The following is a 12,953-nucleotide window of genomic DNA, read 5'->3' on the forward strand; positions in this document are numbered from 1 at the left end:
CCGCCATCACCGCCGCCCCGAATGATCTTGGCTCGTTCCACGGCGCGAGGGCACCTCTCAGGCTTCACGCCTTCACCGCCCTTGTCATCGAGGAGGCTCGACCAAGAACGAACAGAGCACCACCGGCAGCGAGCCGATCAGCGCTCCCGGGCACCGGAAAAAACTCGCCTGGCACGCGCTGCCAGCACGCACAGGTCAATCGCGGAGTCCAGAGATCAAACCGGCGGGTCGTCGACGTGATCTGCCCCCAACCGCTGCAGCTTTATCGGACATCTCGCGTCTTCACCTTGATACGGTCGATGTGCTCGTAGGGATCGGCGATATCGCGCGTTTTCGGCATGCCGCGCGGATCGATGCCCGAACACCGTCACCATGCGACGGCGACAAAGATCGGCACGCAGGAACGACATAGGGTGCTAAGGGCGAAAGCGCACAATCCTTTTACGCGGCATTGTCCCGCATACTTGATCGCGTCGGGAAGGAGATTGCCACGGTGCTGAGGGGCTTTTGATGACAGGATCACCCTGCCACTCGCCCGATTTGCGATGGAAATGTAATGGCACTTACACCGCTTCTACTTCACTGGCTCCGGCATCGCCGAGGAGTGGTGGTGGACGATGAGCCATTTTCCGTTGCGCAATTCGTAGATGTAGGAGTAGCGCGCCTTGACGGTTTCGGTCGTGCCTGGCGTGCTTCCGGAAAGCGCGAAGGTATAGGTGCCGACGTCATACGCCGTGTTGCAGCCAATATGAATCGTGCGGCTATCGATGGTGCCGTGGGGATTGCGCTCGAGGAAATGGACGAAATAATCCTTGATTGCGGCAGGACCCGTTCGCGGTTGATTGGAAACGGTCGCCAGCAACACTGCATCAGGAGCATAATTAGCGGTGACCTTGGCCGCATCGTGCGTTTCCAGCGAATTGTTCCAGCGATCGAACAGCGCGGCGATTTGGGCTTTGTTGACCGTCTTGCAGCTCATCGACGTTTTGGCTTGCGCGCCTTGTGCGACAGCACATGCCACGCAGGCGACGGCCACTGTGATGAATCTTTTCATCTCTGATGGTACCTTTTGGAGGATACGGACGGTAACTGCGCTACGAACGTTTGGTCGCCATGGTGTACAGCGGACTTAAAAGAGATGACCGGTGCGACGAGGGACTACTGAGGGGACATGGCGCTGGCCGCACCGGTCAACGCTAGAACTTGAAAGCTATCAGCATATTAGCAACTGCGCAATCACGCGGAAGAAGTACGCCTTTGCCGGCAGTTTGCCGGGCGCGCGGCACGGCAAAGCCGTAGTGGGCGCGGATATCAGCTTCCCCGCCATGTGCGGGGCTGCGTCATTCATCTGGTAAACTCGCGCGGCACTTGCTTCAATGCATGGCCGCTGCTGCACTGATCAGACCGTCAGAACCGGAAACATTTTCTCAACAGGCACGGCCCCGTTTAACGTGGCGCCGCATGCTTGCACGACACTGTTGCAATAGTCACCGCATCACACTCCAACCCAGTCATGGGAGCAAGCGCATTGCCATCTTTTGGACCGTCTCGCGCGCGTTGCAGCCCTTTGCTTCCGCCAGGTAGGACATCGATCCGCCGATGATATAGGCAGCTTTTGCCGAGGCATCCTGCACTCCGCGGAGAGACAACTCCAGTTCGAGCCGCACTTTAAGCGCCTCCCGAAACCGGGGCAGTAAAGCATCCCCACGCTTGCCCGCCATTGCGCCGGCAAAAAAGTCCGGTGCTGCGCCCACGTGCGAAACCAGCCAGTTCAGCGTCGCCAACTGTTCGCTTGGCCGCGTTGAAGGCTTTATGTCACCCAATATATCGGAAAAGATTTCGTCCAGCAGGTCAGCTTTGGTGTCGAAATGCTCGTAAAAGGAGGAGCGCGCAACGCCCGCTCGACGGCAGATGGCGCTTGCAGTGATTTCGGACCAATCACCCTGCTGTAACAAGTGCATCAGGGCCTCCTTCAATGTGGCGCGCGTGCGCACGGCGCGCGGATCATCGGACACATTGGTCTGCACCTGTCCGGAAAGATGACCGCTCATCTGGTTCTTCTGCTCAAATCCGTTACCTCTCTCGAACTTATCAGACACCTGTCTGAAAACTCAAGGAGGACCGAACATGAGTATCGAGAATATAACTCGGCGGCTCATCCGCTGGGGATTGTACCCGGTTTCGTGGATCTGGGTCATCTACGCGTTGAACCGGTTCCTTGCGATGGGCGTGGACGAGCGCCCCGCCTGGATATTGATCACCCTGCCACTCTTGCTGACCTATCTGGTTATCGAGTTGACGTTGCCGATGCAGAAACGCTGGTCGATGACCTGGCGAACACTGTTGCCGGACCTTGCCTATATCGTGTCGTCCGGGGCGACCGTGGCATTGGTCTCCGCGGTACTTGCGATGCTGACGATCACCATTTCCAGCAAAACCGATGGCCCAGCACGTGATTGGCCGATCTGGATTCAATTGCCAGTCCTGTTCGTCGTCTTCGAGTTCATGAATTATCACATCCACCGAGGCATGCATGAACTGCGGGGGCCACTGGGAGGGTTGCTCTGGCGTATCCACGCTGCGCATCACTTGCCGGAACGGCTTTATCTGCTGATGCACGCTGTTTCGCATCCGTTCAACGCAGTGCTCGTTCAGGCGTTTGCGATCATTCTGCCGATCTGGCTCATGGGATACTCAACCGACGCGGTTCTGATCTTTCTCGTTATCAATGCTTTTCATGGTATCATCAGCCATTTCAACGTTGATCTGCGCCTGGGATGGGCCAATTACATCTTCGTTGGTCCGGAAGTGCATCGTTATCACCACTCTGCGGACGTGAATGAGGCCAAGAATTACGGCGCAACCCTGACACTTTGGGATCAGATCTTTGGCACCTTCGTTTTCCATCCGGGCCTTGCACCACAGGATCTGGGCGTCTCTCCGGACGCAAACCTTCCCCACTATCAGCAGATTCCGTCAGTGCTGGCCTTGCCCTTCCGACGCTCGTAGTCAGGAAAGCCAGCAGCAGGGATTGGCCAAGCTCATTGGCACCTCACGCCGCCAGCACTGCCGTATCCAGGCCGCGGATGATCTTCGCCAGTTCGACGCATTCGTCGTGCCGCACCTTGTTGCGCCGCCAGGCGAGGCAGATCATGCGCCGCGGCATCGGTTCCTGGAACGGCACGATCTTCAGATCGGGCATGGCACCGGCCGGCTTGACCGCCATCTCGGGGATGAGCGTCACGCCGAGCCCATGCGCCACCATCTGTAGGAGCGTGGTCAGGCTGGTCGCGCCGTAGCTTGCCATCGCCACCGGCCGCACATTGCCGCAGACGGAGAGCGCCTGCTCGCGCAGGCAATGGCCTTCTTCCAGAAGCATCAGCCGCTCCAGCGCCGGGCTCTCGGGCGGGACAGGCGGGGAGGCGAAGGCAGGATCGCCGGCGGGCACCGCCAGGAAGAAACGGTCGGAAAACAGCTCTTCGCTGACAAGGCCGGGTTGCGCCAGCGGCAGGGCGGCGATGAAGGCATCCAGCCTGCCCGATGCGCTGTCCTCGATCAGCGAGGCGGTCACCGCTTCGCGCAGCTCGAGCTGCAAGGCCGGGAAATGCAGTTTCAGCTCCGGCAGCATATGGGGCAAGAGGTAGGGCGCGACCGTTGGGATGATGCCCAGCCGGAAGCGCCCTTGCATGGCCGGCCGGCCGCGCCGGGCCGTCGTCTCGACATCGCGTATATCGGCCAGGATGCGCTCGATGCGCGGCAACAGCACCACGGCTTCGTCGGTCATGCGCACCGTTTTGCCGCCGCGTTCGAACAGCCGGCAGTTCAGCCGCTGCTCCATCTCGGCGATCTGCGACGACAGCGCCGGCTGGCTGACCCCGGCAAGCTTCGCCGCGCGCCCGAAATGCAGGGTCTGCGCCAGCGCGTCGAAATAGTGCATCTGCCGGACGGTCAAGCCTATCATAAGAAAATCCTATCGAAGTGAACAGGAAAGGCAATTTGTTTTTATCGGAAATGCGGGTTAACCTGGAATCATTCCAGAGTGGCGGCCGTTGGCAGCCCCGGAAACCTCGGCAAAATCTCGGAAAAATCGGAGTGTAAGATGGACGCGAAAACCGACGACAACAGCGCTGGCAAATGCCCCGTAGCGCATGGATCCGCCGGCAGGAAAAACCGCGACTGGTGGCCGAACCAGCTCGACCTCGGCGTTCTCCACCAGCAGTCGAACCTCTCGGATCCGATGGGCGAGGACTTTGACTATGCTAGGGAATTCGAGAGCCTCGATCTCGATGCGGTGATCAAGGATCTGCACCATGTGATGACGGATTCGCAGGACTGGTGGCCGGCCGACTTCGGCCATTACGGGCCGCTGTTCATCCGCATGGCCTGGCACAGCGCCGGCACCTATCGCATCGGCGACGGCCGCGGCGGCGCCGGTGCCGGTCAGCAGCGTTTCGCTCCGCTCAACAGCTGGCCGGACAATGCCAACCTCGACAAGGCGCGCCGGCTGCTGTGGCCGGTCAAGCAGAAATACGGCAGGAAAATCTCCTGGGCCGACCTGTTGATCCTCGCCGGCAACGTGGCGCTGGAATCGATGGGCTTCAAGACCTTCGGTTTCGCCGGCGGGCGCGCCGACGTCTGGGAGCCCGAGCAGGACGTCGACTGGGGTTCGGAAACCAAGTGGCTCGGCGACGAGCGCTATTCCGGTGACCGCGAACTTCAAGGTCACCTCGGCGCCGTCCAGATGGGGCTTATCTACGTCAATCCGGAAGGGCCGAACGGCAAGCCCGATCCGCTGGCCTCGGCACGCGACATCCGTGAAACCTTCGGCCGCATGGCGATGAACGACGAGGAGACCGTGGCGCTGATCGCCGGCGGCCACACTTTCGGCAAGACCCATGGCGCCGGCGATGCTTCGCTGGTGGGCGCGGAGCCGGAGGGCGCCGGCATCGAGGCACAAGGTCTCGGCTGGTCGAGCAAATATGCCACCGGCATCGCCGGCGACGCGATCACCTCGGGCCTCGAAGTCATCTGGACCACCACGCCGACGAAGTGGAGCAACAACTTCTTCGACAATTTGTTCAACTACGAATGGGAGCTGACGAAGAGCCCGGCCGGTGCTCACCAGTGGACACCGGAGGGCGGCGCCGGTGCGGGTACCGTGCCGGACGCACACAACGCCTCCAAGCGTCACGCGCCGGCCATGCTGACCACCGACCTGGCGCTGCGGTTCGACCCGGCCTATGAGAAGATCTCGCGCCGTTTCCACGAGAATCCGGATCAGTTCGCCGACGCGTTCGCCCGTGCCTGGTTCAAGCTGACCCATCGCGACATGGGACCGGCCGTACGCTACCTTGGCCCGCTGGTGCCGAAGGAAGAGCTGATCTGGCAGGATCCGATCCCGGCGGTCGACCACGAACTGGTCAGCGAGCAGGATATCGCATCGCTGAAGGCGAAGATCCTTGCCTCTGGCCTGACCGTTTCCGAACTTGTGTCGACGGCCTGGGCCTCGGCCTCGACCTTCCGCGGCTCCGACAAGCGCGGCGGTGCCAACGGCGCCCGCATTCGCCTGGCACCGCAGAAGGACTGGGACGTCAACCAGCCGGCTGAACTGTCGAAGGTGCTGGCGAAGCTCGAAGCCGTCCAGAAGGAGTTCAACACCGCGCAGACGGGCGGCAAGAAGGTTTCGCTCGCCGATCTCATCGTGCTCGGCGGCGTGGCCGCGGTCGAGAAGGCCGCGAAGGACGGCGGCCATGAGGTGAAGGCGCCGTTCACGCCTGGCCGCATGGACGCCTCGCAGGAACAGACGGACGTCGCCTCCTTCGCCGCTCTCGAGCCGAAAGTCGACGGGTTCCGCAACTATGTCAGGGGCAAGCAGCCGATGTCGGTCGAGGCGATGCTGGTGGACCGGGCGCAGCTGCTGACGCTGACGGCGCCGGAGATGACGGTGCTGGTCGGCGGCTTGCGGGTGCTTGGTGCCAATGCCGGCAAGTCGAAGCACGGCGTGTTCACCGACAGGCCGGGCACGCTGACCAACGACTTCTTCGTCAACCTGCTCAGCATGAGCACGGTCTGGGATCCGGTCGCGGGCTCCGATGAAATCTACGAGGCGCGCGACCGCACGACCAGGGCGGTCAGGTGGACCGGCACCCGCGCCGACCTGATCTTCGGCTCGCACGCACAGTTGCGTGCGCTTGCCGAGGTCTACGGGTCGGCGGATGCCGGGCAGAAATTCGTCGGGGATTTCGTCGCGGCATGGACCAAGGTGATGAACGCCGACCGCTTCGATATCGCCGCCTGATCCAGGACGATTTCTCAATTGAAAAAGGCGCGGGCCGTGGCCCGCGCCTTTTTTACGGCCAGACTTTCGAAATCAGTCCTTCTCGAAAATGCGTGCCTTGGCGACGACGCCGGCAATGGCGCCGCCGATCAGCGGCGCAACGATGAACAGCCAGAGCTGGCCGATCGCGGCGCCGCCCGAGAACAGGGCCGGGCCGATGGAGCGGGCCGGATTGACCGAGGTGCCGGTGACCGGGATCATGGCGAAGTGAATTCCCGCCAGCGTCAGGCCGATGACCAGCCCGGCAAAGGCCGTCGAGTGCTTTTCAGCGGTGACGCCGAGGATAACCGTGACGAAAGTGAAGGTGCCGATGAGTTCCCACAGGAACGCCGAGCTGACCCCCCATTTGGTCTCGTCCCAGCCATTGGCGCCGAAGCCGCCGGTATGGCCGCCGACCTGGCCGGAAACGATGATCCACAATGCCAGCGAAGCCAGGACGGCGCCGATGATCTGCGCGATCCAATAGGGAATGACGTCCTTGGCCGGCAGCCGGCCAGCAAGGAAGACGCCGAGCGTTACCGCCGGATTGAGATGCGCGCCCGAAATGGGGCCGATCGCATAGGCCGCCGCGATGAGGCCGATGCCGAACGCCAGCCCGATGCCTTCCTGGCCCAGTGGAAGCGCGCCGCCGAAGCCGCCCGTCACCACCGACGCAGTGCCGATGAAAACCAAAAGAAACGTGCCTAGAACTTCCGCCAGATAAGTCTTCATTGCCCTCTCCTCGTAACGATCCGCCGGTCCGCGTTTTCCGCGCCGCGAATCATGGCGCCAAGAGTATTCCCAACGGAAAAACTTGGAAAGCAGAGCAGATGCGCTTCATGCCGAGCTTGCAGGCGCCGGTCACGAACATTAGAGGTCTTTAATCTACTGATCGATCTGTTGTCGCAGGTCGAGGATGCTTTGTGGCGGGGTATCTGGTCTCGGTTTGGACGCGTCGTCGCCGCGGGGACGGAAGCAGGGTTCAATCCGGACGTGAAAGGCTCTAAGAGCAGGCCTGAGATCCTGTGCTCGATTTGATGGAATGACGAATGCGACTTGGCGGACGGCTGGCTGCGGCTATCGAAGTGCTGGAAGACATTGGCCGGCGTCACCGGCCGGTGGCGGACGCGCTCAAGGATTGGGGCCTGTCACACCGTTTTGCCGGCGGCGGTGACCGCGCGGCGATCGGCAACATCGTCTACGACGCGCTGCGCCACAAGCGCTCCGCCGGCTGGCTGCTTGGCGAGGACACGCCGCGTGCCATCGGCTTCGGCGCGCTGCTGCTCGAATGGGGGCAGACGGCGCAATCGCTCAACGGTGCGCTCGATGGCGACAAGTTCGCGCCGCCGCTGCTCAATCCAGCGGAACTCCAGGCGATCGCCGGGCGCCGGCTTGCCGATGCGCCGCCTGCCGTGCAGGCCGATATACCCGATTGGTGCGAGCCGCTTTTCGAACGCGCCTTTGGTGAGAACTGGGTCGAGGAGGGTGCGGCGCTGGCCACCCGTCCGCCGCTCGACATCAGGGTCAATACGTTGCAGGCCGATCGCGCCAAGGTGCTGGCGGAACTGGCGCAGGCCGGCGCCAGCGCCGCTCGGATCGCGCCGCACGGCATCCGCATCCCGCCTATCGACGGCGACGGCAGGCACCCGAACGTGCAGGCCGAACCGGCCTTTCAGAAAGGCTGGTTCGAGGTCCAGGACGAGGGCTCGCAGATCGCGGCGGCGCTTGCGGGTGCCGAGGCCGGCATGCAGGTGCTCGATTTCTGCGCCGGCGCCGGCGGCAAGACGCTGGCGCTGTCCGCGGCGATGGACAACCGCGGCCAGGTCTTCGCTCATGATGCCGAGAAGGCACGGCTGGCGCCGATCTTCGACCGCATCCGCCGTTCGGAAAACCGCAACGTGCAGGTGGTCACCAAACCGGCCGAACTGGCGCCGCTCGGCAACCATATGGATATCGTTCTGGTCGACGCGCCCTGCACCGGCAGCGGCACCTGGCGCCGCCGCCCCGACGCCAAATGGCGGCTGACGCAAAGGCAGCTCGATGCCCGCAAGGGCGAGCAATCGGCGATCCTCGACGCGGCCCAGGCCTATGTCAAACCCGGCGGCCTGCTGGTCTACGTCACTTGTTCGGTGTTCGACGAGGAGAATGGCGAACAGATCGCCGCGTTTCGCGAGCGCAACACCGGCTTTGCCCTGGTTGATCATCGCGCACTGTGGGACAGCCGTTTTCCAGGCCACGCAGCCGCGATGCGGATCGGCCCCCTGGGCGGCATTTCCCTGTCGCCGGCGCTGAGCGGCACCGACGGTTTCTTTGTCTGCGCCATGCGCAGGTCCGGCTGAACCGCATCGGATGTCGCCAGGTCCTGGCGGCGTGCGTGCGTTGTCGGGAATGATGAGGCCGATTGTTGCAGTGCAGCAAAAGCATTTGCCTGCCGTCCGTGCCTCTGCAATAAGCTTTCCCGGCAAAGGTGAAGGCAATTGCGATGGCGGCAAAGATCGTACCGGCTCCGGATTATGAGGATCGCGTCAGGGCGTCCTTCGCGCGCCAGCAGGCGATGGCGACGATCGGCGCCGAACTGACGCTGGTGACGCCGGGCATCATCGAGATCGAAATGCCTTATTCGGCGGCACTGACCCAGCAGCACGGCTTCCTCCATGCCGGCGTCATTTCGACGGCGCTGGACTCGGCCTGCGGCTATGCCGCCTTCTCGCTGATGCCGGAAAACTCCGGCGTGCTGACCATCGAGTTCAAGGTCAATCTCCTGGCGCCGGGCAGGGGCGAGCGTTTCCTGTTCCGGGGTTCGGTGACCAAGCCCGGCCGCACCATCATCGTTGCCGACGGCCAGGCCTATGCCTTCGCCGCCGACGGCGAGGCCAAGCTGATCGCCACCATGACCGGTACGATGATGACGGTGGTCGGACGGGACGGTATTGCTGGGTGAGTGGCAGGTTCGCCGTAGGCGAATTCATCGTGCCAGTGGCACGATGAATTGCCACGAACGCCGGGATCTGCCGGAGGCAGCGGGTCCCGGCGAGCAGGTGGTGGAGACTGCGGGGTACGGAGGGAGTAGATCATCATGGCCGATAAAGTGTCGCGCATGGCCGGCAAGAATGTCCTCTTCGTCATGGCGGTGCAGGCCGAATACGGTCCGCATCTGCAAAAGCAGTTCACGCCGCTGATGACGGGCGTCGGCCCGGTCGAAGCCGGCGTCAGGCTCGGTGCGGAACTCTCCCGGCTGAAGTCGCGGAGCGCACTGCCGGATCTCGTCGTGTCGCTCGGCTCCGCCGGCAGTCGGACGCTGGAGCAGGCCGAAATCTATCAGGCCGTCTCCGTCGGCTATCGCGACATCGATGCCTCGCCGCTTGGGTTCGAGAAGGGCATGACGCCGTTTCTCGACCTGCCGGTGACGGTGCCGCTGCCGTTCCGCATTCCAGGCATAAAGGAAGCCACGTTGTCGACCGGTGGCGCCGTCATCACCGGTGCCGCCTATGACGCGATCGCGGCCGACATGGTCGACATGGAAACCTTCGCTTGCCTGCGCGCCTGCCAGCTGTTCGACGTTCCGCTGATCGGTCTGCGCGGCATCTCCGACGGTGCCGCCGATCTCAGGCATGTCGGTGACTGGACCGAATATCTGCACGTCATCGACGAGAAGCTGGCCAGGGCGATCGGGCGGCTGGAACAGGCGATCGGCGACGGTCTGCTGGTTCGGCCATCGCGTGAAGAACCCGACCCGGACTGAAGACACGCCGCGCAACCCATTGCGCCGACTCATTTCTTTCTCTAAACGCTCGCCATGAAAACAGCCAATCATCCCGACACCGTCCTGATTGTCGATTTCGGCAGCCAGTTTACCCAGCTCATCGCCCGCCGCATCCGCGAGGCCGGCGTGTTTTCCGAGGTCGTGCCGTTCCAGTCGGCCGAAGCGGCCTTCAAGCGCATCAACCCAAAAGCCGTCATTCTGTCGGGCGGTCCGGCCTCCACTGGCGACATCGGCAGCCCGCGCGCGCCGCAGATCGTCTTCGACGCCGGCGTGCCGGTGCTCGGCATCTGCTATGGCCAGATGGCCATGTGCGTCCAGATGGGCGGCATCGCGGAGAGCTCCAACCATCGCGAATTCGGCCGCGCCTTCGTCGAGATCGAGAAGGACAGTCCGCTGTTCGAGGGCTTGTGGGCGACCGACCAGCGGCACCAGGTGTGGATGAGCCATGGCGACCGCGTCATCGCCTTGCCGCCGGGCTTCGAGGTTTTCGGCAAATCGGAAAGCTCGCCCTTCGCCATCTTCGGCGATATCGAGCGCAAGATGTACGGCATCATGTTCCATCCCGAGGTGGTGCACACGCCCGACGGCGCCAGGCTGCTGAGGAACTTCGTCCACAACATCGCCGGCATCGAAGGCGACTGGACGATGCGCGCCTATCGCGAGCATGCGGTCGAGACGATCCGCAAGCAGGTCGGCAAGGGCAAGGTCATCTGCGCGCTGTCTGGCGGTGTCGACTCCTCGGTCGCGGCGCTGTTGATCCACGAAGCGGTCGGCGACCAGCTCACCTGCATCCTCGTCGACCACGGCCTGATGCGCAAGGACGAGGCTGCGGGCGTCGTTGCGATGTTCCGCGAACACTACAATTTGCCGCTCATTCTGGTGAACGCGTCGGATCGTTTCATCGGTGCGCTCGAAGGCGAGTCGGACCCCGAGAAAAAACGCAAGACCATCGGCCGGCTGTTCATCGAAGTGTTCGAGGAAGAAGCCAAGAAGCTCGGCGGTGCCGATTTCCTGGCGCAGGGCACGCTCTATCCCGACGTCATCGAAAGCGTCTCGTTTACCGGCGGCCCCTCGGTGACCATCAAGTCGCACCACAATGTCGGTGGCCTGCCGGCGCGCATGAACATGCAGCTGGTCGAGCCGCTGCGCGAACTGTTCAAGGACGAGGTGAGGGCGCTCGGCAAGGAACTCGGCCTGCCCGAAAGCTTCATCGGCCGCCATCCGTTCCCGGGTCCGGGCCTTGCCATCCGCTGCCCCGGCGGCATCACCCGGGAGAAGCTGGAGATCCTGCGCGAGGCCGACGCCATCTATCTCGATGAGATCCGCAAGGCCGGCCTCTACGATGCCATCTGGCAGGCTTTCGCCGTGCTGTTGCCGGTGCAGACGGTCGGCGTGATGGGCGATGGCCGCACCTACGAGTTCGTCTGCGCGCTGCGCGCCGTCACCTCGGTCGACGGCATGACGGCGGATTTCTACCACTACGACATGGCATTCCTGGGCGCAGCCGCCACCCGCATCATCAACGAGGTCCGAGGCATCAACCGCGTCGTCTACGACGTCACGTCGAAGCCGCCAGGGACGATCGAGTGGGAGTAGGGTGCTATAGGGCGGCAATAGCGTAGTCTCGGCGGTTTCTGCTCCGCTCCACGTCGCCGCGTTGGTCGCCTCTGGCCCTTTCGTACTCGTTTCCAAGTAGGTTGATCTTACAGAAACTCGTGGAGCGGTGGATGTAAAGGACCATCGGTATCGCGTAGGGCTATGGCGTAGAATGGCGTGCAAATCGGTGGGTTTGCGCGCCGACAGCTGCCGATGTCTGCCTCACGAGGTCTGGATGACGCCTAGACCTATCGTTCGAGGAGATCGGCATTTCCGAGACCATCCGACGGCCGAACGGCACCGACGATCGCGGTGCGACTGAAACCGAACCGGTCGATCAGCGCCGGCTCGGTCGGCAGTTTGTCGCCCGGCGCGTAAAAGCCAGCCTCAATCTGCGCCCGCAAGGCGTGCGATACCCGCGACGATAGCGAACGGCGCGGCCCTTGCCGACCTGAACCGACGCCGTTTCGGCGCTCCGCCGAAGGCGATATTGCGTAGCCCTTATCACGCAATCAGATGCCGCCAACCGGCAAACCCGATTCGGCAACGGCTCGGTAACGCCCATCTGCAGGGCGCGGGCGTGGAGCGGAACCTCTTAGCCGAACTGGGCGGCGATCTGCGCGCCCGGCGCCAGTGGTGTTGAGCAAGGAGCCGGCGGTGAGCACGCCCTTCGAAGTGATGACACGGGAACCAGAGTTGGTGTGTTCGACCGCGGCAAGCATCACGGCAAAGAATGCGGCCAGTCAAATGTGTCCGCGCTGCTTACGGGCAGAATCGACGTGGCGGCATTTTCTGCGCCAACTGCGGCTCGCATTCTGTCCGACGACAACGTCCGCGGCATCGAACGCGCCTTGCCGTTCGAAGGTGTTCAACAAGATGGACAGGAGCAGTACGGCTATTCGGCGATCGCGTTTCGCAAACAGGACGGTGACCTTCGCGACTTGTACAACTCCCGGCTGAAGGCGCTCAAGCTCGACGGCACGCTTGCGCGCATCATGGCTAAGAATGGCTTCAGCCAACAGGAGAGGGCGCCGGATCTGACGCATGATCAGGTCTGCGCGGGGCAGGACTGACGCTCGGTTGGTCCCGATAGTTAGTGACACCTCAAAATATTTTTTGCGGTGAATTTCCATTTAAAATCAGGAGCGTAATTTTTTGACGGTTTTGGTGTCGGTCTTTTCAGGGTTGTAAAAAAGATTTGACAGCAATTTCAATGGGTTATTGGCTATTTGAACAATCGAGTGGGAATAGGGGGCGATGGCGGCGCGGACTAAATGC

Annotated in this window: 11 protein-coding genes and 1 pseudogene; 7 read left to right on the forward strand and 5 right to left on the reverse strand. The window is 62.5% G+C overall.

Features of this window, described 5'->3' with window-relative positions:
- Nucleotides 1-574 precede the first annotated feature (574 nt).
- Nucleotides 575-1,054, reverse strand: coding sequence for an SgcJ/EcaC family oxidoreductase (locus NKI49_RS00900; RefSeq protein WP_032919580.1), 480 nt, complete (start codon nt 1,052-1,054; stop codon nt 575-577).
- A gap of 457 nt (nt 1,055-1,511) precedes the next feature.
- A complete protein-coding gene (locus NKI49_RS00905) occupies nt 1,512-2,051 on the reverse strand; it encodes a TetR/AcrR family transcriptional regulator (protein WP_352598200.1) in 540 nt (179 codons plus the stop codon).
- A gap of 76 nt (nt 2,052-2,127) precedes the next feature.
- On the opposite strand from NKI49_RS00905, the gene NKI49_RS00910 reads away from it, so the two are divergent.
- A complete protein-coding gene (locus NKI49_RS00910) occupies nt 2,128-3,009 on the forward strand; it encodes a sterol desaturase family protein (protein ID WP_352598199.1) in 882 nt (293 codons plus the stop codon).
- Nucleotides 3,010-3,052: 43 nt separating this feature from the next.
- Here NKI49_RS00910 and NKI49_RS00915 read toward each other — a convergent pair whose 3' ends face one another.
- Nucleotides 3,053-3,961 (reverse strand): hydrogen peroxide-inducible genes activator, encoded by a 909-nt coding sequence (locus NKI49_RS00915; protein ID WP_352598198.1) that lies wholly within the window; start codon nt 3,959-3,961, stop codon nt 3,053-3,055.
- A gap of 138 nt (nt 3,962-4,099) precedes the next feature.
- Between NKI49_RS00915 and katG the strand changes: the two genes are divergently transcribed.
- Nucleotides 4,100-6,298, forward strand: coding sequence for a catalase/peroxidase HPI (gene katG, locus NKI49_RS00920; RefSeq protein WP_352598197.1), 2,199 nt, complete (start codon nt 4,100-4,102; stop codon nt 6,296-6,298).
- Nucleotides 6,299-6,370: 72 nt separating this feature from the next.
- Here the strand turns inward: katG and NKI49_RS00925 are convergent, their stop codons facing one another.
- On the reverse strand, nt 6,371-7,048 hold the full coding sequence (locus tag NKI49_RS00925; RefSeq protein ID WP_027025729.1) for an MIP family channel protein: 678 nt from the start codon (nt 7,046-7,048) through the stop codon (nt 6,371-6,373).
- Nucleotides 7,049-7,365: 317 nt separating this feature from the next.
- Here NKI49_RS00925 and NKI49_RS00930 point away from each other — a divergent pair, with 317 nt between their 5' ends.
- From NKI49_RS00930 to guaA, 4 genes are all read left to right on the forward strand, one after another.
- Nucleotides 7,366-8,655 carry an RsmB/NOP family class I SAM-dependent RNA methyltransferase gene (locus NKI49_RS00930; RefSeq protein ID WP_352598196.1) on the forward strand — a complete coding sequence of 430 codons (1,290 nt, stop codon included), beginning with the start codon at nt 7,366-7,368 and terminating at the stop codon, nt 8,653-8,655.
- A 143-nt stretch (nt 8,656-8,798) separates the two neighbouring features.
- Nucleotides 8,799-9,257, forward strand: a complete 459-nt coding sequence (locus NKI49_RS00935) for a PaaI family thioesterase (protein ID WP_023686843.1) — start codon at nt 8,799-8,801, stop codon at nt 9,255-9,257.
- Nucleotides 9,258-9,392: 135 nt separating this feature from the next.
- Nucleotides 9,393-10,058, forward strand: coding sequence for a 5'-methylthioadenosine/S-adenosylhomocysteine nucleosidase (locus tag NKI49_RS00940; RefSeq protein ID WP_352598195.1), 666 nt, complete (start codon nt 9,393-9,395; stop codon nt 10,056-10,058).
- A gap of 54 nt (nt 10,059-10,112) precedes the next feature.
- Entirely contained in the window at nt 10,113-11,675 is a 1,563-nt protein-coding gene (guaA, locus tag NKI49_RS00945) for a glutamine-hydrolyzing GMP synthase (RefSeq protein ID WP_352598194.1), read from the forward strand.
- A 275-nt stretch (nt 11,676-11,950) separates the two neighbouring features.
- On the opposite strand, the pseudogene NKI49_RS00950 reads toward guaA, so the two are convergent.
- Nucleotides 11,951-12,166 (reverse strand): annotated as a pseudogene (locus NKI49_RS00950) (GntR family transcriptional regulator); the annotation flags it as partial.
- Between the two features lie 210 nt (nt 12,167-12,376).
- On the opposite strand from NKI49_RS00950, the gene NKI49_RS00955 reads away from it, so the two are divergent.
- Nucleotides 12,377-12,748 (forward strand): type 2 periplasmic-binding domain-containing protein, encoded by a 372-nt coding sequence (locus NKI49_RS00955; RefSeq protein ID WP_352598193.1) that lies wholly within the window; start codon nt 12,377-12,379, stop codon nt 12,746-12,748.
- Nucleotides 12,749-12,953 lie beyond the last annotated feature (205 nt).

The sequence above is a fragment of the Mesorhizobium sp. M0587 genome, assembly GCF_040320945.1.
Taxonomy (GTDB): Bacteria; Pseudomonadota; Alphaproteobacteria; order Rhizobiales; family Rhizobiaceae; genus Mesorhizobium.